Source organism: Kitasatospora sp. NPDC001095 (assembly GCF_053598615.1).
Window position 1 is genome coordinate 1 of sequence record NZ_JBSFKQ010000057.1, and the last position, 23,224, is coordinate 23,224.

General features: G+C 74.2%; 19 protein-coding genes. 11 read left to right on the plus strand and 8 right to left on the minus strand.

Annotation, left to right across the window (positions count from 1 at the left end; all coding sequences use genetic code 11):
* Positions 1 to 263: 263 nt before the first annotated feature.
* The 3 genes from ACWDBB_RS31275 to ACWDBB_RS31285 all read left to right on the plus strand — a co-directional run bounded on the left by ACWDBB_RS31275 (position 264) and on the right by ACWDBB_RS31285 (position 4,487).
* A complete protein-coding gene (locus ACWDBB_RS31275) occupies positions 264 to 1,319 on the plus strand; it encodes a type III polyketide synthase (RefSeq protein ID WP_449792777.1) in 1,056 nt (351 codons plus the stop codon).
* Between the two features lie 316 nt (positions 1,320 to 1,635).
* Positions 1,636 to 2,496 carry a DUF1259 domain-containing protein gene (locus tag ACWDBB_RS31280; protein WP_449792778.1) on the plus strand — a complete coding sequence of 287 codons (861 nt, stop codon included), beginning with the start codon at positions 1,636 to 1,638 and terminating at the stop codon, positions 2,494 to 2,496.
* 182 nt (positions 2,497 to 2,678) lie between these two features.
* Positions 2,679 to 4,487, plus strand: coding sequence for a multicopper oxidase family protein (locus ACWDBB_RS31285; RefSeq protein WP_449792779.1), 1,809 nt, complete (start codon positions 2,679 to 2,681; stop codon positions 4,485 to 4,487).
* A 190-nt stretch (positions 4,488 to 4,677) separates the two neighbouring features.
* Here ACWDBB_RS31285 and ACWDBB_RS31290 read toward each other — a convergent pair whose 3' ends face one another.
* Complete coding sequence (locus ACWDBB_RS31290; RefSeq protein WP_449792780.1) at positions 4,678 to 5,628, minus strand: RluA family pseudouridine synthase; 951 nt, start codon at positions 5,626 to 5,628, stop codon at positions 4,678 to 4,680.
* 115 nt (positions 5,629 to 5,743) lie between these two features.
* On the opposite strand from ACWDBB_RS31290, the gene ACWDBB_RS31295 reads away from it, so the two are divergent.
* Positions 5,744 to 6,838: a PP2C family protein-serine/threonine phosphatase gene (locus ACWDBB_RS31295; RefSeq protein ID WP_449792781.1), complete on the plus strand. Its 1,095-nt coding sequence runs from the start codon at positions 5,744 to 5,746 to the stop codon at positions 6,836 to 6,838.
* A 121-nt stretch (positions 6,839 to 6,959) separates the two neighbouring features.
* Positions 6,960 to 7,349: a DUF3224 domain-containing protein gene (locus ACWDBB_RS31300; RefSeq protein ID WP_449792782.1), complete on the plus strand. Its 390-nt coding sequence runs from the start codon at positions 6,960 to 6,962 to the stop codon at positions 7,347 to 7,349.
* Between the two features lie 37 nt (positions 7,350 to 7,386).
* Here ACWDBB_RS31300 and ACWDBB_RS31305 read toward each other — a convergent pair whose 3' ends face one another.
* Positions 7,387 to 8,226, minus strand: a complete 840-nt coding sequence (locus tag ACWDBB_RS31305) for a poly-gamma-glutamate hydrolase family protein (RefSeq protein WP_449792812.1) — start codon at positions 8,224 to 8,226, stop codon at positions 7,387 to 7,389.
* A 189-nt stretch (positions 8,227 to 8,415) separates the two neighbouring features.
* On the opposite strand from ACWDBB_RS31305, the gene ACWDBB_RS31310 reads away from it, so the two are divergent.
* The gene (locus ACWDBB_RS31310; protein ID WP_449792783.1) at positions 8,416 to 9,318 is read left to right on the plus strand and encodes a DUF5995 family protein; all 903 of its coding nucleotides are present in this window, start codon (positions 8,416 to 8,418) and stop codon (positions 9,316 to 9,318) included.
* Here the strand turns inward: ACWDBB_RS31310 and ACWDBB_RS31315 are convergent.
* The gene (locus ACWDBB_RS31315; protein ID WP_449792784.1) at positions 9,279 to 10,718 is read right to left on the minus strand and encodes a GuaB1 family IMP dehydrogenase-related protein; all 1,440 of its coding nucleotides are present in this window, start codon (positions 10,716 to 10,718) and stop codon (positions 9,279 to 9,281) included. The two genes, ACWDBB_RS31310 and ACWDBB_RS31315, sit on opposite strands and share 40 nt — an antisense overlap.
* A 362-nt stretch (positions 10,719 to 11,080) precedes the next feature.
* On the opposite strand from ACWDBB_RS31315, the gene ACWDBB_RS31320 reads away from it, so the two are divergent.
* Both ACWDBB_RS31320 and ACWDBB_RS31325 read left to right on the plus strand, forming a co-directional pair.
* Complete coding sequence (locus ACWDBB_RS31320) at positions 11,081 to 12,568, plus strand: SDR family NAD(P)-dependent oxidoreductase (RefSeq protein ID WP_449792813.1); 1,488 nt, start codon at positions 11,081 to 11,083, stop codon at positions 12,566 to 12,568.
* A gap of 21 nt (positions 12,569 to 12,589) precedes the next feature.
* The gene (locus ACWDBB_RS31325) at positions 12,590 to 13,078 is read left to right on the plus strand and encodes a nucleotide triphosphate diphosphatase NUDT15 (RefSeq protein WP_449792785.1); all 489 of its coding nucleotides are present in this window, start codon (positions 12,590 to 12,592) and stop codon (positions 13,076 to 13,078) included.
* 64 nt (positions 13,079 to 13,142) lie between these two features.
* Here the strand turns inward: ACWDBB_RS31325 and ACWDBB_RS31330 are convergent, their stop codons facing one another.
* The 3 genes from ACWDBB_RS31330 to ACWDBB_RS31340 are packed head-to-tail and all read right to left on the minus strand — an operon-like array spanning position 13,143 to position 16,581.
* Complete coding sequence (locus ACWDBB_RS31330; protein ID WP_449792786.1) at positions 13,143 to 15,377, minus strand: FtsX-like permease family protein; 2,235 nt, start codon at positions 15,375 to 15,377, stop codon at positions 13,143 to 13,145.
* Complete coding sequence (locus ACWDBB_RS31335) at positions 15,374 to 16,060, minus strand: ABC transporter ATP-binding protein (RefSeq protein ID WP_449792787.1); 687 nt, start codon at positions 16,058 to 16,060, stop codon at positions 15,374 to 15,376. Before ACWDBB_RS31335 ends, ACWDBB_RS31330 begins: the two co-directional genes overlap by 4 nt.
* On the minus strand, positions 16,057 to 16,581 hold the full coding sequence (locus ACWDBB_RS31340; protein WP_449792788.1) for a PadR family transcriptional regulator: 525 nt from the start codon (positions 16,579 to 16,581) through the stop codon (positions 16,057 to 16,059). Before ACWDBB_RS31340 ends, ACWDBB_RS31335 begins: the two co-directional genes overlap by 4 nt.
* A 416-nt stretch (positions 16,582 to 16,997) precedes the next feature.
* Between ACWDBB_RS31340 and ACWDBB_RS31345 the strand changes: the two genes are divergently transcribed.
* Positions 16,998 to 17,660 (plus strand): Rv1733c family protein, encoded by a 663-nt coding sequence (locus tag ACWDBB_RS31345; RefSeq protein WP_449792789.1) that lies wholly within the window; start codon positions 16,998 to 17,000, stop codon positions 17,658 to 17,660.
* A gap of 79 nt (positions 17,661 to 17,739) precedes the next feature.
* On the opposite strand, the gene ACWDBB_RS31350 is transcribed toward ACWDBB_RS31345, so the two are convergent.
* Positions 17,740 to 18,417, minus strand: coding sequence for a YoaK family protein (locus ACWDBB_RS31350; protein ID WP_449792790.1), 678 nt, complete (start codon positions 18,415 to 18,417; stop codon positions 17,740 to 17,742).
* A 77-nt stretch (positions 18,418 to 18,494) separates the two neighbouring features.
* Positions 18,495 to 19,229: an MgtC/SapB family protein gene (locus tag ACWDBB_RS31355; RefSeq protein ID WP_449792791.1), complete on the minus strand. Its 735-nt coding sequence runs from the start codon at positions 19,227 to 19,229 to the stop codon at positions 18,495 to 18,497.
* Positions 19,230 to 19,614: 385 nt separating this feature from the next.
* Here ACWDBB_RS31355 and ACWDBB_RS31360 point away from each other — a divergent pair, with 385 nt between their 5' ends.
* Positions 19,615 to 20,451: an ABC transporter ATP-binding protein gene (locus tag ACWDBB_RS31360; RefSeq protein ID WP_449792792.1), complete on the plus strand. Its 837-nt coding sequence runs from the start codon at positions 19,615 to 19,617 to the stop codon at positions 20,449 to 20,451.
* Positions 20,448 to 23,189, plus strand: a complete 2,742-nt coding sequence (locus ACWDBB_RS31365) for an FtsX-like permease family protein (RefSeq protein WP_449792793.1) — start codon at positions 20,448 to 20,450, stop codon at positions 23,187 to 23,189. Before ACWDBB_RS31360 ends, ACWDBB_RS31365 begins: the two co-directional genes overlap by 4 nt.
* Positions 23,190 to 23,224 lie beyond the last annotated feature (35 nt).

A 23,224-nucleotide genomic window follows, 5' to 3' on the forward strand; every position in this document is an offset into this window, starting at 1 on the left:
CAACGCCTGGCAGACGCCGAGATCATCGACCAGATCATCACCTTCTTCCTCGTCGGGACCGAGACATCCGCAACCGCCCTCGCGTGGGCACTGCAGCCGATCCTCGCCCTGCCGGCTCGTCCGCCGTGCTGTAGGGCCCCGCCCGGTGAATCCCGCCGCCGCGCCGTCTCGACGCGTCCGGCTCGCAGCGGCTGCCGTCGAGTGATGAACTCCCCGGCCGGCCGAGGGCTCACCGGGAACTCCGCCCGTCAGGAGGCAGTCCCATGGCCGTTCTGTGCAAACCGGCGATAGCTGTGCCGGAGCACGTCATCACCAACGAGGAAACCCTCGAACTGGCACGTCGACTCCACCACGACCATCCCCAGCTCGATCTGGCGTTGCGCCTCATCAAGAACACCAGAGTGCGGAAGCGGCATCTGATCCAACCCATCGACGTGGTGCTGAAGCACCCGGGGCTGGACGAGCGGAGCGCCGTCTTCGAGGCCGAGTCCAGGGCCCGCGTCCCGACGGTCGTACTCAGGGCCCTCGAACATGCCCAAGTGGAGCCGTCCCAGATCGACCTGATCATCTATGTGTCGTGCACCGGTTTCATGATGCCGTCGCTCACGGCGTGGCTGATCAACAAGCTGGGCTTCCGGCCGGAGACCCGGCAGCTGCCGATCGCACAACTGGGCTGTGCGGCCGGCGGTGCGGCGGTGAACCGGGCCCATGACTTCTGTTCGGCCTACCCGGGCGCCAACGTGCTGATCGTGGCCTGCGAGTTCTGCTCGCTGTGCTACCAGCCCACCGACCTGGGCGTGGGATCGCTGCTGTCCAACGGCCTGTTCGGCGACGGGGTCGCCGCCGCCGTGGTCCGCGGCGAGGGCGGGACCGGGATCCGGTTGGAGCGTAACGGCTCCTACCTCATCCCGCACACCGAGGAGTGGATCTCCTACGCGGTCCGCTCCACCGGGTTCCACTTCCAGCTGGACAGACGGGTGCCGGGGACGATGGAGCCCCTCAGCCCGGCCCTGCGTGCGGTGGCGGAGCAGCACCAGTGGGACGTGGGCAGACTGGACTTCTACATCGTCCACGCCGGCGGCCCACGGATCCTGGACGACCTGAGCCACTTCCTGGAGGTGCCGTCCGAGGCCTTCCGCTTCAGCCGGGCCACCCTCACCGAGTACGGCAACATCGCCAGTGCGGTCGTGCTCGACGCCCTGGCCCGGATGTTCGACGAGAGGTCGGCTCTCGACGGCCACCACGGGCTGCTGGCCGGGTTCGGCCCGGGTATCACCGCCGAGATGTCCCTGGGCACCTGGGCATCGTCCGATTCCTGACGCGCGAAGGGGAGCGCTCCTCCATCCGGCCCCCCGTCCGGCCGCCGGCGTACCCCGACCGGTCGATCCGGACGGGGTTCGGTGCAGGCGCACCGCCGTGGCAACAACGCGGGGCCCGACTCCTGTGTTTGCCTTCGGCTCTGGAGGTGTGCCTGTGAAGATCGGAGACGGAACGCCCGGGAGAAGTACTCCCCCCGCTGTCCCACGACGGCCGCTGCTGGCGGCGGCCGGGCTGGCGCCGGTGCTGGTCGGCCTGGGAGGTGACACCGCCGCACAGTCGGCTACAGCCCGGGCTCCCGGCGGTGGTCAGCCGGCCGTGCCGGTGCCCACCCCGGTGCCCACCACCGAGGCGGACTGGGTCGACGTCGTGCGGGCTCTCGGCCGGCCGGGCAGGCTCATCCGCGGGACCTACCACCACACGCCCTTCCCCCGGCACGACCTGCACGTGGTCAGCCGCGGCGTCGTCGTCAGCACCGGGCTCGCACTGGGCTCGCACGTCTCCTTCGCCCGGTACGACGACGGCGGCACGCTGCTGATGGGCGATCTGGTGGTCACCGCAGACGAACTGCCGGCCCTGACCGACGCCCTCCACGCCCACGGGATCGCCCAGACCGCCATCCACAAACACCTGCCGGCCCAGACTCCTGACATCTGGTGGACCCATGTCTGCGCACACGGCCATGATGCCGCGGCACTGGCCCGCGGGCTGCGGACCGCGCTCGACTCCACCGGCACTCCACCGCCCCACCCGCCCCGGCCCCACCCGCACCGCCCCCTCGATCTGGACACCGCCGGCATCGATGCCGCGCTGGGCGCCAAGGGCACGAGCAGCGAGGACGTCTACGCCTGCATCTTCGTCCGCCGCGAGACCATCATGGAGGAGGGGCACGTCCTGCCGGCCGGCCTGGGCGCGACCTCGGCCTTCAACTTCCAACCGCTCGGCGGGGGACGGGCCGCGCTCAGCGGCGATCTCTCCATGGTCGCCGCCGAGGTCCAGCAGGCGCACGCGGCGCTGCGGAGGGGCGGTATCGACCTGGTCGAACTCCACAACCACGGTCTGACGGACGAACCGCGCCTCTTCTTCACCCACATCTGGGCCGAGGGCGATGCCGTGGCCCTGGCCAGAGCGGTCCGCCCCGCGGTCGCCGCCACCAATGCCGTGCCGGCCACCACCTGACCGACCGGCACCGGTGGCAAGCCTCGGCCATGCCCGACGAGCGCGGCCGGCTGCCGGGAGCGCACCCGGGGCTCCCCCGCCCCCGCGCCAAGTGGCCGCCGGCCGTCCCGAGGGGGGCGCCCCGGTTCCCGGCAGGTTCGGTCGCGATGCGGAGCGCACCAAGCTCACTGATACTGAGCCCGATGGTCGGTGACGGAGCGCAGCGCTGTTGCCACGATCCGCGCCCGGCCGTGCGCCGTCGTGGGCGCAGCAGCCGCTGGGCGGGGCGGACGGACGCCACGACCGGCGACCACCTGCTCGGCGGCGCACCGACCGCCGAGTCCTGGACGGAGAAACCGAGGATGCTGAACCGACGAGACCTCCTCAGGGCCGCCACCGTAGGCGGCCCTGTGGCCGCCCTCTTCCCATGGAGCCTCACACCGAGCCCGGCCCATGCCGCGCCGGCCGCACTGCCGGCCGGTCCGGCCAGGTCGGGGCCCAGGAGGCGGGCCGCCCGCATCGTCCCCTTCGAGCACGCCATGCGGGTGCCCCCGGTGCTGAGTCCGGTGTCGCGGACGGACTCCTCGGACCTGTACCGGCTGCGGATGGCCGAGACGGAGGTGGAGATCGTCAAGGGGCTGCTGACCACCGTCCGGACCTTCGGCGGCTGCTTCCCCGGTCCGACCATCCGGGCGGTCAAGGGCCGGGAGGTGGTGGTCCAGCAGACCAATGACCTGAGCGTGCACACCTCCGTCCACCTGCACGGCGGCAATGTGCCGTCGCGGTACGACGGCCTGCCGATGGACCTCGTCGAGCCCGGCGAGACCCGCGAGTACCGCTACCCCAACGAACAGGTGGCCGCCTCGCTCTGGTACCACGACCACGCGCACCAGCTGGAGGCCGAGAACGTCTACCGCGGTCTGGCCGGCGCCTACCTGCTCAGCGACCCGCACGAGAGCGGCCTGCCGCTGCCGAGCGGCGAGTTCGACATCCCGCTGCTGATCCGGGACGCCCGGATCGAGACGGACGGCAGGCTGGTCTACACCGACCCGTACGAGTGCCCGCACATGCTGGTCAACGGCAAGGAGCGGCCCTACTTCGAGGTGGCGGCGCGCAAGTACCGCCTGCGGGTCTTCAACGTCTCACCCAACCGCCACATATCGCTGCGCCTCGCCGACGGCGAGCCGTTCACCCAGATCGCCTCCGACGGCGGGCTGCTCGCCGGGCCGGTGCAGTTGGAGGAACTGACCCTGTCCGGCGCCGAACGCGCCGAGATCGTGGTGGACTTCGCCCGCTACCCGGTCGGCGAATCGGTGGTACTGGAGAACACGGCCGCGCTGGAGACCGAGCGGTCCGAGGTGCTGCGCTTCGACATCACCCGGGAGGCCGAGGACCGTAGCCGGATCCCGGACGTCCTGGCCACCCTGCCGCCGGTCCCGGAGGCGACGGTGCACCGGGAGTTCTGGCTGACGACCTTCCCGGACACCAGGATCAACGGGCGCAAGTACGACCCGGACCGGACCGACGTGCGGACCACCCTCGGCTCCAGCGAGATCTGGACGATCCACAACCACCTCACCCGCCGGCCGGCCGGGGTCTTCCACGCCCCCCACTCCTTCCACACCCACCTGGTGCGGTTCCGGGTGCTGGACCGCGACGGGGAGCCGGTCGGCCCGGCCGAGGCCGGGCTGAAGGACACTGTCCCGATCCATCCGGGCGAGACCGTCCGGATCGCCATGACCTGGGGCGACTACCCGGGCCAGTACGTCTATCACTGCCACCACCTGGTGCACTCCTCGCACGGCCAGATGGGCCGGATCGACGTGCTGGCCTCAGCGCCGGAAGACTCCGACCAAGAGTCGGACGATACCGGCTCGTCCTCGTCCTCGGATGCCTCCGGCTCCGGAGCCGGCCGGTCCGGATCGTCGGCGTCCGGAACGGGTCGGCGGCGACGGCGGCAGCCTCAGCACGGTCGATACCGCCACGGGCACCGCGTCGGTGTCCGGGCCTGACCCTGTCGGCATCCCGGCGTGCGACTTCCTGCGATCACGGTCGTGAGCCGGTCTCGCGGGCACCCGGGGCCCGCGAGACTCCCGAGGAGTGCGGAGCGGTGGGCAGTGCCGCGTTCACGGCCCCGCGATCGCGCCACGGGGCCGGGCGGCGGATCGGCCACCGGGCCCAGGGGCCCGTCGTTCGCCGAACCTAGGACGTGCCAAGGGCCCAGCTCTCCGGGTCGGTCCAGGCGGACAGGGTGCGGCGGCTCTCGAAACGGCACTCGCGGCCGGTCAGCGGGTCGGTGAACTCGACAGCGGAGGCGAGGAGCTGGAGCGGGCGGCGGAAGTCGTCCGGAGCCGGTTCCGGCAGCACCACCGGGTACACCGGGTCGCCGAGGATCGGCACGCCGAGCCCGCACATGTGCAGGCGCAGCTGGTGGGTGCGTCCGGTGAGCGGGCGGAGCCGGTAGCGGGCGAGGCCGTCACGGTGGTCGAGCAGATCGATCCGGCTCTCGCTGTTCGGCGGGGCGTCGACCTCGCGGGCCGCGATCACGCCCCGTTCCTTGACGATGTGGCTGCGGACGGTGCGCGGCAGGTTCAGTGCCGGGTCGTAGGGGGCGACGGCCCGGTACTCCTTGCGGACCAGCCGGTCGCGGAAGAGGGTCTGGTAGGCGCCGCGGTCCTCCGGCCTGACCACGAACATGGCCAGGCCGGCGGTGAGCCGGTCGAGCCGGTGGGCGGGGCTCAGCGCGGGCAGGTCGAGGGCGTGCCGCAGCCGGGAGAGGGCCGTCTCGACGACGTGCCTGCCGCGCGGGGTGGTGGCCAGGAAGTGCGGCTTGTCGACGACGACCAGGTGATCGTCCCGGTGCAGCACCTCCAGGTCGAACGGGACGCGGACCTCGTCCGGCAGGTCCCGGTAGAACCACAGGTGCGCGCCGGGCCGGAACGGCGCGTCGGGCGCGACCGGCCCGTCCTCGCCGACGATCTCCCGCCCGTGCAACGCCGCGTCGATCCGCTCGGCCGCCACGGCCGGCAGCCGCTCGACCAGGTGGGCGCGAACGGTCGGCCAGGGGCCCTCGGCCGGCAGCCGCAGGTGCACCGGGTCCACGCCGTTGCGCTGTGGGAGGGGGGAGGCCGGGCGGCGGCTCTTTCGTCTCATCTCGCGGCCCAGCCTAGTCGGGTGCGCCCGGCCGTCCTCGTCCGAGGTGCCGCCCGCGGGGGCGCAGAGCAGAGTGGACAGTAGGCCCGCCCAGCCGCTCAGTTCTGGAGGACGCGTGACCGCCGCCGACGGCTCGGCCGGTATGCCGCCGCTGCACGTGCCGCGACGCACCCGGCTGCTGCTGCACGTCTCCTTCGCGCTGCTGGTCGGCGCCGTCGTGGCCGATCTGGTGACCGGCCCCGGCACGACGCTCTCCCCCGTCCTCGCGGTGGCGCCGGTGCTGGCCGGAGCGACCACCCGCACGGCCCGGGTGCCGCTGATCGCCGGGGTGATCGCCGTCCTCGCGGTCGGGCTGCTGGAGTCCACCAACACCGATCTGCCGACCGGGGTGCACGTCACCGCGCTGATCACGGTGCTCGCCGCGACGCTGGCCAGTGCCGCCAGCGTCGTCCTGGTGGCGGCCCGCGAGCGCGAGCTGTTCCAGGTCCGGACGGTGGCCGAGGCGGCGCAGCGGGCCCTGCTGCGCCCGCCGCCGGACCGGATCGGGCCGCTGCGCCTGGCCGTGCGGTACGTGGCGGCGGCCGCCGGGGCCCGGATCGGCGGGGACCTGTACGCCGTGGAGGAGACCCGCTTCGGGGTGCGCATCCTGCTCGGGGACGTCCAGGGGCACGGCCTCCCGGCGGTGGAGACGGCGGCGGACGTCCTCGGGGTGTTCCGCGAGGCCGCGCGGACCGAGTCCGACCCCGGGCGGCTCGCCGAGCGGCTGGACGCGGCGCTGGCCGCCCGGCCGTCGGACGAGGGCCGGTTCGCCACCGCGCTGCTGCTCGACGTGGCGCCGGACCGGGGGCCGGTGCGGCTGGTGAACTGCGGCCACCCGCCCCCGCTGCTGCGCCGGGCGGGGCGGGTGAGCGAGCTGGAGCCACCGTTCCCGGCGCCTCCGCTGGGGCTGCTCGGGCTCACCGGCGACGCGTACCCGGACCGTCGGTTCGACCCGGAGCCGGGCGACCTGCTGCTCCTGCACACCGACGGCGTCTCGGAGGCCCGGGACGCCGGGGGCCGGCTCTACCCGATCGCGGAACGGCTGCCCGGCCTGCACGGCGGCACCCCGGCGGACCTGCTGGACGCCGTGCTGGCGGACGTCGGCGGCTGGGTCGGGGACGCCGGGCTGTCCGACGACGCGGCGGTGCTGGCGATCCGCTGGGAGCCGTGACGGTGACGGGAGGCCGACTGTCAGTGGTGTGTGCAAGGCTTCGCGCACGGTCGGGTGGTGCCCGGCCGCCACGGTCGGCGCGCCCGTCGGCCGTGGAGACGTCCGACGAAGGGAGCGTGCCATGGGTGCCACGGCGAGCGGGTCGTTCGAGCTGACGGCGTTCGAGCCGGTGGAGACGGAGGAGCGGGAGGGCGCGTCCTTCGGGCGGGTCGTCGTCGCCAAGACCTTCACCGGCGGGCTGAGCGGGGCGAGCGAGGTGCGGATGCTCTCGGTCACGGGCCCCACCGGCAGCCCGGCCTCGTACGTCGCGGTGGAGCACGTGACGGGTGAACTGGGCGGGCGCAAGGGCTCGTTCGTGCTCCAGCACGCGGCCTGGGACACGACCGGTACGACGATACGCGTGGTGCCGGGCACGGGCACGGGCGAGCTGGCCGGGATCACCGGGGAGTTCCTGCTCACCGTCGACGAGTCCGGCACCCACACCTACGTCCTGGAGTACGAGCTGGGCTGACGCCGGCTGCGGCGCGCGCAGCCGGCTGCCCGAGCCGTCAGAGGACGGGCTGGCCCGCCTCCAGCCGCTGGATCGCGGTCCGGACCGCGTTCGTGAAGCTCCAGAACAGCGGCAGGGTGTTGGTCGCCCGCTCGGCGCGGGTGTTCTTGCCCGGCGCGAACATCGCGACCCGCAGGTCGGTGGTCATCTCCAGCTGGGCGCCCATCCCGAGCAGGCTGCGGTTGCAGATGTTGTCCGGGGAGATGCCCGCGATCTCCTCCTCGCCGGAGGCGGTCACGGCCCGGATGCCCGCCGCCGCGAACTCCTCCATCAGGTACTGCCGGAGGGTGGAGTTCAGGCCGCCGACGAGCACGGCCTGGGCGCCGGCCTCCAGGCCGGCCTGGGCGGCGGTGCAGCCGTGCAGCGACACCACGTTGCGGCTGCCGGCGCACATCGCGCGGGCCACCGCGTCGTCGCAGTGGGTCGAGGTGACGTGCAGTTCGCTGTTGTTGGAGGAGCGCAGGCCCTCGAACATCCAGAAGTCGTGCACCGGCCCGGCGGCCGGGGTCGGGGTGAGGTCGGCGGGGTGGTAGCCGGAGATGGCCAGGCACAGTTCGGAGGTGCCGACCTCGATGCCGCCGCCGTGCGGGGCGATGACGGTGGTCCGGACGAACGGCGTACGGCTCTGCAGGCTCTGGTCGTCGATCAGGTGCCTGCGGTAGCGGCGGCCGTAGTCCACGCCCTCGACCACGGTCGAGCTGGCGTAGAGGGCCGTGTTGGAGGGGTAGAGGTCGGCGGCGGCGCTCGCGGGGGTGCTTCCCACGGCAGCGCCGAGGGTGCTGAGGGCCGGGGCCGCGGCGAGCGCGGCGATCAGGGTTCGACGATTGATCACGGTCAGGGATCATGACAGGAGGTGGGCGATAGGCAAAGACCCCGTAACGCCGTCACCAAGTCGACGCCATGTCACGGCGGGATCGGCCTGACGGTGCGACACCGGCTCGACGGACGCGGGCCGCGTCCCCTGGAGCGCCCGCCCACGCTGTCACGATGATGCGATCAGTGCACGATCGACATCGGAGGGTGGCACATGCCCGGCACGGCGGTGGATCGTACGACGGCGGTGAACGCGGAGCCGGAGACGGTCGAGCAGGTGGTCGGCCGGCTGCGGGAGATCGGGGCGGCGCTGCCCCCGGCCGACGGGGTGGCGGTCTTCGACCGGCTCTACCTCACCGTGACGGAGGCGGTCCTCGAACGGCTGGGCGCCGGGTACTTCGCCGACCCGCCGGCGGTGGCCGAGCTGGACGTGCTGTTCGCCGGGCGGTACCTGCGGGCCGTGGCCGCCGACGCGGCCGGGCAGGAGCCACCCGCCTGCTGGCGGCCGCTGTTCGCGCTGCGCGCCCACCCGGGCGTGCACCCGCTGCAGTTCGCGCTGGCCGGAATGACCGCCCACATCCAGCACGACCTGCCGCTGGCCGTCGTGGACACCTGCCGCCGCCGGGGCTGCGGGCCGGCCGACGTCGAGGAGGACTACCGCCGGATCAACCGGGTGCTGGCCGAGGTGGAGACGGCCGCCCGGGAGCAGCTGATGCCCGGGCCCGACCTGCTGGAGCTCGCCGAGCCGCTCACCCACCTGCTCGGCGCCTGGTCGGTCGAGGCCGCCCGCGAGAGCGCCTGGGGCGCCGTCGAGGCCCTGTGGGGCCTGCGGCACCTGCCGGGCGCCGCCCAGGCCTTCGCCGCCGCGCTGGACGGTTCGGTCGGACTGCTCGGCCGCGCCCTGCTGCTCCCGCTCGGGTCCCTGCTCCCACCCGAGCCGGGCACCGGGAACGCCGGGGGCACCGGGCCGGAGGACGGCCAGGGCGCCCTCCCGGGCACCGGGCACCCCGCAGCGGCCGCAACCGCGGCCGCGGCCGTCCGGCTCCCCGAGGCGAGGAACCGGACGGCCCGCCGCGATCAGGCCCAGCTGGAGTGCAGCGGCTTGCCCTCGGCGTAGCCCGCCGCGCTCTGGATGCCCACGATGGCCTTCTCGTGGAACTCCTCCAGGCTGCCGGCGCCCGCGTAGGTGCAGGAGCTGCGGACGCCCGCGATGATCGAGTCGATCAGGTCCTCGACACCCGGCCGGGCCGGGTCGAGGAACATCCGGGAGTGCGAGATGCCCTCCTCGAACAGCGCCTTGCGGGCCCGGTCGTACGAGGAGTCCTGGGCGGTGCGGTTGCTCACCGCGCGGGCCGAGGCCATGCCGAAGCTCTCCTTGTACTGGCGGCCGTCGGCGTCGGTCTGGAGGTCGCCCGGGGACTCGTAGGTCCCGGCGAACCAGGAGCCGATCATCACGTTGGAGGCGCCGGCGGCCAGCGCCATCGCGACGTCGCGCGGGTGGCGCACGCCGCCGTCGGCCCAGACGTGCTTGCCGAGCCGGCGGGCCTCGGCGGCGCACTCCAGGACGGCGGAGAACTGCGGCCGGCCGACGCCGGTCATCATCCGGGTGGTGCACATGGCGCCGGGGCCGACGCCGACCTTGAGGATGTCGGCACCCGCCTCGACCAGGTCGCGGACGCCGGCGGCGGAGACCACGTTGCCGGCCACGATCGGGATCTGCGGGTCCAGGCCGCGCACCGCGCGCAGCGCGCTGATCATGGACTCCTGGTGGCCGTGCGCGGTGTCGACGACCAGCACGTCGGCACCGGCGTCGATCAGCGCCTTGGCCTTGCCCGCGACGTCGCCGTTGATGCCGACGGTGGCGGCGATCCGCAGCTTGCCGGCCGCGTCCACGGCCGGGGTGTACAGGGTGGCGCGCAGCGCGCCCTTGCGGGTGAGGATGCCGACCAGCCGGCCCTCGCCGTCCACCACGGGGGCGAGCTTGCGGTGCGCCCCGGAGAGCTTGTCGAAGGCGGTCCGCGGGTCGATGGCCTCGTCCAGCACCAGCAGCTCGCGGGACATGATGTCGGCCAGGCTGGTGAAGCGGTCCACGCCCTGGCAGTCGGATTCGGTGACCACGCCGACCGGCCTGCCGTCCTCGACCACCACGACGGCGCCGTGCGCGCGCTTGGGCAGCAGCGAGAGCGCCTCGGCCACGGTGGCGCCGGGGGCGAGCGTGATCGGGGTGTCGAAGACGAGGTGGCGCTGCTTGACCCAGGAGACGACCTCGGCGATGACCTCGGTGGGGATGTCCTGCGGGATGGCGACCAGGCCGCCGCGGCGGGCCACGGTCTCGGCCATCCGGCGGCCGGCGATGGCGGTCATGTTGGCCACGACCAGCGGGATGGTGGTGCCGGTGCCGTCGTTGGAGCAGAGGTCGACGCCCTGCCGGGAGCCCACGGCGGAACGGCTGGGGACCATGAAGACGTCGTCGTACGTGAGGTCGTACGAGGGCTTGAGGTCGTTCAGGAAGCGCATGAAGAAGGGCTCTCTGGCTGGGGGATACACCTCGGGTGCGGTTGCGGCGGTGCCGCCGGAGCGCACTCGGGCGCCCGGCACCCAGCATTCGATTCTCCGTGAGGGTGGGGAGCAAAAGCCAGTTCGAGCAGCATTGCTGGGGCTGTGCACAATCCGTGATCAATGCTCCGCGCGTAGACATGGAGGATCCTCCAAAGACCCCCTCCGACGTCCGGTTTTCGCCCCGGTCCGGAGCGCTCCCGTAGCATTCACGCGGTAACGGGCATGGCTTCACGCGTGTGGGCGTGGCGAACGGGAAAGCGACAGCAGGCGTGGGCATCGGGCAGACCGACATCCGGCAGACGGACATCGAGCAGACGGACATCGAGCAGGACCGGGTCGAGGGCAGCGGGGATGAGATCGACTACGGTCCCGGCCTCGACCCCGAGCGGCTGAAGCTCTGCCTGGAGGTGCTCGCGGAACTCGACGAACTGCACGTGGACCACCCGGACGCGATCACCGTCCGCCAGGCCGTCGGCGGCATATTCCGAACCCTCAAGCAGCGCCGCCGCCAGGAGACCCGGGCCCGCAAGACCGCCAACGACCGCGCGGTCACCGCCCGCACCGCCACCGGCGCGCCCACCCGGATCGACGACGAGACGGCCGGCGCCTTCGGCCTGACCACCGTCACCACCACCGAGATCGCCGGCATCCTGGAGCGCCCGCGCTCCTGCTACACCTGCAAGCAGCGGTACGTCGAGGTCGACGCCTTCTACCACAACCTCTGCCAGGACTGCGCGGTCAAGAACCGCTCCCGCCGGGACGCCCGCGCCGACCTCACCGGCAAGCGCGCGCTGCTCACCGGCGGCCGCGCCAAGATCGGGATGTACATCGCGCTGATGCTGCTGCGCGACGGCGCCCACACCACCATCACCACCCGCTTCCCCAACGACGCGATCCGCCGCTTCAAGGCGATGCCGGACAGCGCCGACTGGATCCACCGCCTCAAGATCGTCGGCATCGACCTGCGCGACCCGGCCCAGGTGATGGCGCTGGCCGACGAGGTCGCCGCCGACGGCCCGCTGGACATCCTGATCAACAACGCCGCGCAGACCGTGCGCCGGCCGCCGGAGTCCTACCGCGAGCTGGTCAACGCCGAGTCCGCACCGCTGCCGGCCGGCGAGCTGCCGCAGGCCACCACGATCGGCCGCTTCGGCAGCGGCAGCGTCGACCTGCCCGCCCTCCCCCACCAGGCGAGCGGCGACCCGCAGCGGATGGCCGCCGAGGACGTCACCTCGCTCGCCCTGGTCACCGGCTCCGCCACACCCGCCCGGATCGCGGCCGGCACCGCGATCGACGCCGGCGGCCTGGTCCCCGACCTCGCCGACACCAACAGCTGGGTGCAGACCGTCTCGGAGGTCGGCCCGATGGAGCTGCTGGAGGTCCAGCTCTGCAACTCCACCGCGCCGTTCATCCTGATCAGCCGGCTGCGTCCGGCGATGGCCGCCTCCGGCTCCCGCCGCAAGTACGTCGTCAACGTCTCCGCCATGGAGGGCGTGTTCTCCCGCGGCTACAAGGGCGCCGGCCACCCGCACACCAACATGGCCAAGGCCGCGCTCAACATGCTCACCCGCACCAGCGCGCAGGAGATGTTCCAGACCGACGGCATCCTGATGACCGCCGTCGACACCGGCTGGATCACCGACGAGCGCCCGCACCCGGACAAGATGCGCCTCGCCGACGAGGGCTTCCACGCCCCGCTCGACCTGGTCGACGGCGCGGCCCGGGTGTACGACCCGATCGTGCGCGGCGAGGCGGGCGAGGACCTGTACGGCTGCTTCCTCAAGGACTACGAGCGCGCCAACTGGTGACCGACTGAAGGAGATGGCGAGTTGAGCACAGCACCGGCCGTACCCACCGCACCGCCCCCGCCGACCGCGCCGCTGCTCGGCGCCGGGATCGTCGTGCCCACCGGGGACGGCCGGGTGCTGCTCGGCCGGCGGATCACCGCCGGCGAGCCGCCCACCTGGAGCCTGCCCGGCGGCAAGGTCGACCTCGGCGAGTCCTTCGAGCAGACCGCGGCCCGCGAACTCGCCGAGGAGACCGGCATCGTGCTGCCCGCCGCGGCGATGCGGGTGCTCGCCGTCCACCTCGACCACGAGCTCGGCCGGCCCCGGCTGACCGCCGCCGTGCTGGCGCCGCCCAACCTGGCCGAGGCCCTGGTCACCGAGCCGCACGCCTGCGCCGGCTGGGAGCGCTTCCCGGTGGACGCGCTGCCGGAGCCGATGTTCTACCCGTCCGCGCTGGTCCTCGGCAGCTGGCTGCCCGGGCTGGCCGTGGCGCGGGCGGACGGGACGCACGGCTACCCCGTCGCCCGCTGACGGCGGGCGACGGGGCGGCACAGGGCACAGGGCAGCGGGCAGCGGGCAACGGCCGGAGCCGGGATCAGCCGTTACGGGCCGCCTCGGGCCCGGTGATCCGCTTCAGCAGCGGCAGCGTCGAGGCGATGATCCCGAGCGAGGCGACCAGCCCGAAGCCGGTCAGCCCGTAGTACACCGCCCCCGGGGACACCAGGTCGTACTGCATCTGCGACTTGAGGAACATCGCCGCCGCCGCGAAGCCGGTGCCGATCGCGATCGCCGACACCACCAGTAGCGGCAGCGCGCTCTCCAGCCCGATCACCCGCTGGAGCAGCCGCAGCGGTGCCCCGGTGAGCCGCAGCATCGCGAACGGGCGGCGGCGGTCCGAGAGCCCGGCCACCACGCTCACCGCGAGGCTGCACCCGGCGATCGGCACGGTGGTCAGCAGCACCACGTGCGCCAGCTGCCGCCAGGCCCGGAGCCGCTTCTGGGCCTCGGTGCCCCAGTCCTCGGCCATCCTGGCCTCGTACCTCGGGTAGGCCTCGGCGAACAGGGTGCGGAGTCGCTCCTTGGCCGAGGAGGAGCCGTCGGTGGTCGCGTAGAGCAACTTCACCGGAAGCGCGGCGGCCTCGGTGGCCGGGACCGGCGCGGTTGGCCACTCCTGGTTCGTGCCCTCCTGGAGGTCGAGGAATTGCTGGACGGGAACGGTCGCCACCGCCGCTCCGGGCGCGCAGTGCCCCAGCACCGGCACCTGTGCCAGATCCGAGCAGAGCACCAACGCGGGCGCGGGAAAGCGGGGTCGGGCCGGGTCGGCACCGATCCGCGTCGGGTTGTCGTGTGCCGACGCCAGCCCCCGGAAGCCCGGGACGGCCCGGGCGGAGGCCACCAGGGAGTCCGGTACGGCGCCGAGCGTCTCCGCGGAGTCCAGCTGGTGCGGGAGGTCGACGACCGACTTGCGGACCTCCGGGTCGCCACTCAGCTCGGCTCCCCGGTTGGCGTCGATGGTCCCGATGATGCCGATGGTCGCACTGGTCACGAACAGGGCCACCACCAGGCCCGCCACCGCGCGGAAGCCCGCCCTCGGATCGTCGGCCAGTCGGCGCACCGCGATCAGCGCGGCCGGCCGACTGGTCCGTAGGGCCACCGCCCGGGCCGCCGCCATGGTCAGCCAGGGCCCGGCGATCACCAGGCCGAGCATCACCAGCACGAACCCGGTGAGGTAGGCGGCGGCTTGCCCGTCGGAGGTCGACGGCCGGTTGTCGACGAAGTAGCCCAGCTCGGCGAGGCCGAGCAGCAGCGGGACCAGCCGCCAGGCCCGCGGTGGCTTCGGGGTGACCCTCCGGCTGACCCCGAGCGGGGAGATGGTGACCCGGCGCAGCGCTAACCGCGCGGCCAGCGCCGCCGCCACCGGCACGCCCAGCGCGACCACGAGTGCCTGGTCCAGGTGCAGGCCCAGGTCCTCGAGGTAGAACCGCTCCCCGGTGAGCCGCATGCCGGCGACCAGCGGGCGCAGCGCGAGGTGGACGCCGAAGCCCGCGACCGTACCGATCACCGAGGCGACCGTGGACTCGACCGCCGAGATCACCGACACCTGCCGGGGCGTCGCCCCCACCAGCCGCATCGCGGCGAAGCGCTGCTCCCGGGTGGCGGCGGAGAGTCGGGTCGCGGTGCCGATGAAGACCAGCACCGGGAAGATCAGCGCGCCGATCACCACGCTGAGGACGAGGGTCACGGCGTCGCCGTGGACGCCGAAGCCGAAGCAGTCGGCCTCGCACGCGGTCGGCATCGCGGTCGCGATCGCGGTGACCGGCCTGGCCTCCGGGATGCCCTTGAGCTCGTCCACGGTGCGGCCGGCCACCATGGCCAGGGTGTCCGGGGAGGTCAGCGCCTCGGGCCCGATGGTGCCGACCGGCCGGCCCTCGAAGCGGTCGCCCAGTTCGACGGCCGGGGCCTTGCGCAGCAGCTCCGCCAGGGCGGGCGAGGCGTAGTACTCGCCGGGGGCCGGCAGCCCCGTCAGGCCCGGCGGCAGCGGCGAGGTGGGGCCGGTCGGGGCGACGTCGAACTCGACGATCCGCTTGCCCTGGTAGTAGTGGTCGTGGCCGTACCACCAGAGCGGGTCCGCCCGGGCCGTCCCGGTCCAGCCCTTGGAGCCGGTGTTCATCCAGAGCAGCCGCCCGTTGGAGTGGTCGACCGCGTTGAGGCTGGCGAGGCTCGACAGCAGCAGCCCGACCCCGATCGCGACCGCCGCCGCGATCATCAGCAGCCGGGCCACCGCCTCCCGGCCGCCGCTGACGGCCAGTCGGAGCGAGAAGGGGATCACGAGGCCACCGTTCCGGCGGAGAGGGTGCGGGCCCGGCCGTCACGGACGACCGCCTCGCGGTCGCAGTAGGCGGCGACCCTGGCCTCGTGGGTGACCACGATGACGGTGGTGCCCTGTTCCCTGGCCGAACCGACCATCAGCTCCATCACCTGTTCGCCGGTCAGCGAGTCCAGCGCACCGGTCGGCTCGTCGGCGAACAGCACCTGCGGACGGGCCACCAGGCCGCGGGCCAGGGCGACCCGCTGGGCCTGACCGCCCGACAGCTCGCCGGAGCGGCGCCTCTCCAGGCCGTCCAGGCCGAGCCGGGCGAACCACGGACGGGCCTCGGCCAGCGCGGCGGCACGGCGTACACCGTTCAGCAGCAGCGGCAGGGCGACGTTCTCCTCCGCCGTCAACTCCGGTACCAGCTGGCCGAACTGGAAGACGAAGCCGAACCGGTCCCGGCGCAGGGCGCTGCGCCGGGCCTCCGGCATGGTGTCCAGGCACTGCCCGTTGAACAGCACCTCCCCCTCGTCGGGCACCAGGATGCCGGCCAGGCAGTGGAGTAACGTCGACTTGCCCGAGCCGCTGGGGCCCATGACGGCGAGCACCTCACCGGCCTCCACGGACAGGTCGGCCCCGCGCAGGGCGGGGGTCTCGCCGAAGGAGAGGGTGACGCCGCGGGCCTCCAGGATCGTGGTCATGCCTTCACCTCCGCGGCGAGCGCGTCCAGCCGGGCGGCGGTCAGGTCGATCCAGCGCAGGTCGGCCTCCAGGTGGAACAGGCCGTGGTCGGCGAGCAGGGCGTCCACCAGCGCGCCGGTGCGGCGCAGTTCGGTGAGTTCGCGCATCCGGCGCAGGTGGGCGGCGCGCTGGGTGTCCAGGTAGTGCTCGGCGTCGCGGCCCAGCATCAGGGCCAGCACCACCTTGGTGAACAGCACGGACTGGAGGTTGGGCTCGGGTGCGACCGGCTCCTGGAGCCAGGTCTCGAACTCGGTGGCCCCGGTCTCGGTGATGACGTAGCGCTTGCGCTCGGGCCCGTCGCCGGGCTCCGCCTCGCCGGCCACCACCTTGCCGTCGCGGGCCAGGCGGCCGAGGGTCGAGTAGACCTGGCCGTACGGAAGGGGCTTGCCGCGGCCGAAGAGGGCGTCGTAGTCGCGCTTGAGGTCGTAGCCGTGGCTCGGCTCACGCTCCAGCAGCCCCAGGAGGGTCAAGGGAACACTCATGGGGGAAACATACACCCGGCGTATACTCCGAGTGTATAGCTAGGCAGAATACGGCCCCGACCTGGGAGTTCGTCAGCTTCGCCGCAGGGAGAGGGCGCAGAGCGGGCGGCAGAGCGGGCGGAGGACCGGCACGGAACAGGCAGGGGGTGACCCCACGACCACCCCCTGCCCCATACCTCGACCCGGCGCCCCCACGGCCGAACCGGGCCACGGCCGCGCCCAAGCACCGGGAGGACGCCGCCGATCTCGAGCCTGCCAGGTCCCCACCGTCGGCGCCGAGGGCCGAACGTCCCGACGGCGGGGTCGAGCGGCCCTGGCGGTCCTACGGACGCGCACGAGTCTTGTGCACGAGGGGCCGCCGGGTGGACATTGGGCGTAACCGCCTCGCGTCCCCGCGCCCCTGAGGAGCCCTCACCGTGTCCAGCACCCCCCGTCCGGCCCGGCCCGCGTCGCTCCCCCGACGCGTCGGCCGACAGCTGCGGCGGGCCGTCGGCACCCGGCACGAGCCGCTCGCCCGCCCCCTCGACCGCTCCCGGGCCCGCGCCTGGCTCTGCGCCGTCCTCGGCGCGGTGCTCGCGCTCGCCCTGGCCACGGGCGGCTGCCTGCTCCTCTACCGCAACACCGAGCACCAGGTCGGCGCGGACCGCGGACGGCTGCGGCAGGTCGACGCCGTGGTCCGCGGCCTGCCCGACCGCGCCGCCGCCACTGCCGCCGGCAGCCGCTTCTCCGGCGGCTACAGCAGTCGGGTGGACGTCGACGCGACGTGGACCGCCCCCGACGGCACCCAGCACCTCGGCACCGTCCAGGCCCCGCGCTCCGCCGTCCCCGGCAGCCACGTCGCCGTCTGGGTCGACCCGGCCGGCGCCGCCTCCGCTCCCCCGGCCGACCGGGTGGCCCTCGCCGTCTCCGCCGCCTGCACCGGCGCCGGCGCCCTCCTCGCCCTGCTGGCCCTGGTCGTCCTCGCCCTCCGCCTGCGCCTCCACGCCCTCGACCGCCGCGGTGAGGCCGCCTGGACCGCCGACTGGGCCCGCCTCGAACCCCGCTGGAGCGGCCGCGCCGGCCACCGCAGCGAGGACTGACCGGGCCCCGGGGCCCGGCCCGTCGGTCGCCGGCGACGCCCCGGAAGCAGAGGGGACGACGGCGCGCCGGCGAGGCGGCTCAGCGGGGGTGGGTCCAGGCGGGGGCGGGGGTGGCTCGGGCGGCGCGGTGGGTGAGGACGGCGACGGCGAGGAGGAGGACCAGGGCCAGGGCCAGGGCGAGGGGGACGTTGGTGCGCAGGACCAGGAGGGCGCCGAGGAGGGCCCCGGCGAACATCCAGACGGCGGAGGCGAGGCGGCGGGGGCCGGTGCGGTCGGCGGCGAGGGCCGTGATGGTCATGGTGAGCACGGTGGTGGTGAGGTCGGGGACCTTCAGGGCGCGGACCACCGCGTTCTGGCCGCCCATGGCGAAGCCGAGCAACCCGATCAGGGTGTAGCGGGCCGGGTCGGAGGTGTGGCCGGCCACAGCCGCCAGCACCGTGGCCGCCGTGACCAGCACCGACTGGGCGGCGACGGCGGCGGTCAGCAGGTGCCCGCGGTGGCCGGGCAGCCGGCGGGCGAGGTGGCCGCCGGTCAGGGCACCGAGCAGGAAGGCGACGAGGGCGGCCAGCGAGGCGGTGGCGGAGAGGTTGGCCGCACCGGCCAGGGCGAAGCCGAGGAACACCACGTTGCCGGTCATGTTGGCGACGAAGACGTGGCCGAGTTCGAGGTAGCTGACCGCGTCCACCACTCCGGTGACCACGGTCAGCGCCAGCAGCATCGGCACCAGCGGCCCGTGTTCGGGGTCGGGGGTCGGCATCGGGCCTCCAGCGGGATCGGACGGGGTTCGGACGACGGGGAGCGTACGACAACGGCGGCGAGTGACTGCCCTTCCGCTCAGGCGAGCGCCGGGTTGCCGGGCTCCTCCGGCTCGTCGTCCAGGTGCCAGTGCAGATCGCGCACGCCGGGCTCCAACGACAGCCGGGTGACGACCTGTTCGAGCGCCGGGGTCACCCGGCCGGTGATCGCGACGGTGGCCCGCAGGCTGGTGGCGTCGCCGCTGTCGGTGCGGCGGGCGCGCAGGCCGGTCGGGGCGAGGCCGGAGGCGGCGAGGGCCTGGAGCAGCAGGGCCCTGATGTGGGTCTCGGACTTGCGGTCGCATTCCAGGTGGACGGTGGCGCGGCAGGTGGAGTCCGGGTCGCTGCCGGACTGCGGGGCCCGGTCGAGGAGCCGGCCGGCCGGGCGCAGCACCAGGTGGACGCCGAGCACGGCGAGCGTGCCGAGGACGGCGAACTCAAGGTTGCCGGAGGCGGCCAGCACCCCGACGGCGGCCGAACACCACAGCGTGGCGGCGGTGTTGAGGCCGCGGACGCCGGCGCCGTCGCGCAGGATGACGCCACCGCCGAGGAAGCCGATGCCGGAGACGACGTAGGAGGCGACCCTGGTGGGGCTGCCGGTGTCGCCGACGGCCTCGCTGTACAGCACGAACAGGGTGGCGCCGGCGGCGACCAGGGCGTTGGTGCGCAGGCCGGCCATCCTGGCCCGCCACTGGCGTTCGACGCCGATCAGTGCGCCGCAGGCGACGCCGGTGGCGAGTCGCACCAGGAACTCGACGGTGGTCAGGGTGTGCACGACGGCACCTCCTTCGCGGGAGGAGGGTACGAACAGGTGGCGGTCGGTCTGACGACCTCGATCATGGCCATCGCCGCCGCGGCCGACGGGGAGGCGCGCGACGGCCGCACGAGCCCCGAGGCCTGCCGCGCTCCGGATCTGACCGCACGTCGGGTGCCGGGCCTTCCGGCACGGCGGGAGGCCCACCCCCGGGGCCGTGAACCTTCCCGAGCATAGACCGCCCCCGAACGATCCGGTCCGGGTTTCCGCCCACATCCTCGACAGCTTTGTAGAAGTTTGACCGAACCCGACCGACCAGCCCCGTGAACACCTGTGGACACCCGCGGACCCTCGGGAACCACCTCGCCTTGCATCACGTCCTCCGGCATATATAGTTCACCGACATATGCAGTTGAGCAGCTCACGAGGGGGAAGTGTGTCCCACACCGATCCGACCCGGCCCGCACCCGTCCTGCGCCTGACCGACGTCACCCGGGTGCACGGGCGGGGCGCCGCCGAGGTGCACGCCCTGCGCGGCGTCGACCTGGCCGTCCACCCCGGCGAGTTCGTCGCCGTCATGGGCCCGTCCGGCTCCGGGAAGTCCACCCTGCTGACCCTGGCCGGCGGGCTGGACCAGCCCAGCGACGGCGAGGTGCTGGTGGAGGGGGTCGCGCTCGGCGGTCTCGGCCGCGGCAAGCTCGCCGACCTGCGGCGACGCTCGATCGGGTACGTCTTCCAGGACTACAACCTGATCCCGGCCCTCACCGCCGCCGAGAACATCGCCCTGCCGCGCGAACTCGACGGCGTCCCGGGGCGCCGGGCCCGCCGGGAGGCACTGGCCGCGCTGGAGGAGCTGGGCATCGGCGAGCTCGCCGACCGCTTCCCCGACGACATGTCGGGCGGCCAGCAGCAGCGCGTCGCCATCGCCCGCGCCCTGATCGGCGACCGCCGCCTCGTCCTCGCCGACGAACCCACCGGCGCCCTCGACTCGGCCACCGGCGAGGCGGTGCTCGCCGTGCTGCGCGCCCGGTGCGACGCCGGTGCCGCCGCCATGATGGTCACCCACGAGGCGGCCCACGCCGGTTGGGCGGACCGGGTGGTCCACCTGCGGGACGGCGCGATCGCCTCGGAGGCCCCGGGCCGCCGGGCCTCCGCCCGCCTCACGGCCGTGCAGCCGTCGGACGCGCTGCACAGGTCCGGCACGGCGTTCCCGTCGGGCCCGGCCGGCGAGGTGGCGCGGTGAGGCTCGGAGCCTGGCGGGTCGCCCTGCGCATCGCCCGCCGTGACGCACTGCGCGCCAAGGGCCGCAGCGCGCTGATCGCCGCCATGGTCGCGCTGCCCGTCCTCGGCGTCACCGGCGCCGACGTGGTCCACCGCAGCGGTCAACTGACCCCGGGCGAACGGGTCGAGCGGGTGGTGGGCGGCGCGGACGCCCTGGTCACCTCACTCGATCCGGGGCGGCCGGTCGAACAGGCCCCGATCGCCGAGGACGGCGCCTTCTCCGTCCAGCCCCGCCCCGGGGACCAGCCCACCGCCGAACAGCAGAAGGGCGCGAGCACCGATCCGGCCGTCCTGGTCGCCTCGCTGCTGCCGCCCGGCAGCTCGCTCACCCCGGCCCGGCCAGGACCTGAGGCCGGCGCGACCTCGCCCGAGGGCCTGGTCCGCACCCTCACCACCGAGGCCGACCTGGCCGACCCGGTCTGGCGCGGCCGGCTCGACCTGGTCGAGGGCCGCGCCCCGGAAGCCCCGCACGAAGTGGCCGTCACCCGGGCCTTCCTGGACCGCTCCGGACTCGCGCCCGGCGCCACCACGACCCTCCAGGGCCTGGAGCACACCACCTACACCATCACCGGCATGGTGGAGCGCCCGGGCGAGCTGGGCAGGGTCGAACTCGTCGCCCGGCCGGGCGAGTTGATCGACCCGCTGAGCGCCGCCCTGGCGGCCGGGGGGCCGGCGGCGGAGAAGCCCACGGCCGTCCGGTCCGCCTGGCTGGTCCGGCTGCCGTCCGGGGCCGCCCTCGACTGGGCCGCGGTCCAGCGGTTCAACGCCCACGGATACACCCTGACCGCTCGTTCGGTGGCGCTCGCCCCGCCACCCGAGCGGGCCGTCCCCTACTACCGCGACGCCTACCGCTACAGCGACCCGATGGCCGCCAACAACACCAGGATGGTCGTCGCCACCGTCAGCGGCATGGCGCTGCTGGAGGTCGCCCTGCTCGCCGGGCCCGCCTTCGCGGTCGGCGCCCGCCGCTCGCGCCGCCAGCTCGCCCTGCTCGGCGCGGCCGGCGGCAGCCGTGCCCACGTCGGCGCGGTGGTGCTCGGCGGCGGCGTGGTCCTCGGCGCGACCGGAGCGGTGGTCGGCGTGGTGCTCGGCACCGCGGCGGTCGCGGTGCTGCGGCCGTGGATCGAGCAGTTCGGCGGGGCACGCTTCGGCCACTTCGCCGTACCGCCACTGGACCTGCTCGCGATCGCCGGAATCGGCCTGGTCACCGCGCTGCTCGCGGCCGCGCTGCCCGCGCTGCAGGCCGCCCGGCGCAGCGTCACCGCCGGGCTCACCGGCCGGGACACCGTCCGCGGGCCCAGCCGCCGGGTCACCGTCGCCGGTGTGGCGCTGCTCGCCCTCGGCGCCGCGCTCGCGATGTACGGGGCGGGCGCGGTACATCGCGACCAGCCGGGCGTGGGCGGCTACGACACCCGCACGCTGACCGTGCTCGGCGGCTCGGTGGTCGCCGAACTCGGCCTGCTGCTGTGCACCCCGATGCTGGTCGCCCTGACCGGCCGGGCCGCCGGCCGGCTGCCGCTCGGGCCCCGGCTCGCCCTGCGCGACTGCGCCCGGCACCGCTCGCGCACCGCCCCGGCGGTGGCCGCGGTGATGGCCGCGGTGGCCGGCGCCGTCGCCATCGGCGTCTACACCACCAGCACCGACGCCGAGAACCGACGCGACTACCGGCCCCAGGCCCCGTACGGCGCCGTCCAGTTGATCAGCCACATCGACGGACCCCGGCTCGCCGACGAGCGCACCGAACTGGAGGGGCAGCTGAGCGGGCTCGGCCCGCGCGGCGACCTCGGCGAGGTGGAGTACCGCTGGTGCGAGAACTGCTCCAGCACCGTCCAGCTCAAGGGCCCGGTCGAGCGGCGCGGCCTCGGCGCGCCGCCGCGGGTGGCCGCCGGTGACGTGACCGTGCTGCACAACCTGTTCGCGGTCCACGACCAGGCCGCGGAGCAGGCGCTGGCCGCCGGGAAGCTGCTGGTCTTCGACCGGGCCCTGGTGGGCGCCGACGGCAAGGCCGTGCTGCTGCTGCGCGGCGGGGGCGGCGCGCCGCTGGAGCCGGGCCAGGTGCCCAAGCCGGAGCTCCAGGAGGTCCCGGTCGACGCGGTGCTGGTGGACGACCCGGCCGCCGCCGACTTCGCCCAGGGCCTGGTGCTTCCCTCCGCGCTGCCCGGGCTCGGGCTCGCCGCCCGGCCGACCGGCTCGGTCTGGCTGCCCGCCACCCCGCCCGACCGCAAGGCGCAGCAGCGCGCCGAGGCGGCCGCCATCCGGCTGGACCGCCTCGCCCAGTTGACCGTGGAGCGCGGCTACCAGCCGAAGGGCGACGCGCTCACCCTGGCGCTCACCGGCTTCGCCGGGCTGGTCGTGCTCGGCGCGGCCGGGATCGCCACCGGCCTGGCGGCCGCCGACTCCCGGCAGGACCAGGCCACCCTGGCCGCCGTCGGCGCGCCGCCGCGGATCCGTCGGACCATGGCGGGCCTCCAGTGCACGCTGATCGCCCTGCTGGGCGCGCTGCTCGGGGCGGTCAACGGGTTCGTGCCGGCGGTGGGACTGCTGAAGTCCCGGGCCAGTGGGTTCGGGGCCGAGCCGGCGCTGATCACCGCGCCCTGGGGCGAGCTGCTGCTGATCGTGCTGGTGCTGCCGCTGGTCGCGGGGCTGCTCGCGGCGCTGCTCACCCGCTCCCGCGTCCCGCTCGGGCGGCGGCTGTCCTGAGCGCGGCGCCTGCCCCGGGCAACGGCTGCGCGTGC

Coding starts and splice junctions, on each gene's coding strand:
- ACWDBB_RS31340 (WP_449792788.1), bottom strand. CDS start 16,581: ATGAGTGTTCCCTTGACCCTCCTGGGGCTGCTGGAGCGTGAGCCGAGC.
- ACWDBB_RS31360 (WP_449792792.1), top strand. CDS start 19,615: ATGCAGTTGAGCAGCTCACGAGGGGGAAGTGTGTCCCACACCGATCCG.
- ACWDBB_RS31310 (WP_449792783.1), top strand. CDS start 8,416: ATGCCCGGCACGGCGGTGGATCGTACGACGGCGGTGAACGCGGAGCCG.
- ACWDBB_RS31300 (WP_449792782.1), top strand. CDS start 6,960: ATGGGTGCCACGGCGAGCGGGTCGTTCGAGCTGACGGCGTTCGAGCCG.
- ACWDBB_RS31275 (WP_449792777.1), top strand. CDS start 264: ATGGCCGTTCTGTGCAAACCGGCGATAGCTGTGCCGGAGCACGTCATC.
- ACWDBB_RS31335 (WP_449792787.1), bottom strand. CDS start 16,060: ATGACCACGATCCTGGAGGCCCGCGGCGTCACCCTCTCCTTCGGCGAG.
- ACWDBB_RS31285 (WP_449792779.1), top strand. CDS start 2,679: ATGGTCGGTGACGGAGCGCAGCGCTGTTGCCACGATCCGCGCCCGGCC.
- ACWDBB_RS31350 (WP_449792790.1), bottom strand. CDS start 18,417: ATGCCGACCCCCGACCCCGAACACGGGCCGCTGGTGCCGATGCTGCTG.
- ACWDBB_RS31290 (WP_449792780.1), bottom strand. CDS start 5,628: ATGAGACGAAAGAGCCGCCGCCCGGCCTCCCCCCTCCCACAGCGCAAC.
- ACWDBB_RS31315 (WP_449792784.1), bottom strand. CDS start 10,718: ATGCGCTTCCTGAACGACCTCAAGCCCTCGTACGACCTCACGTACGAC.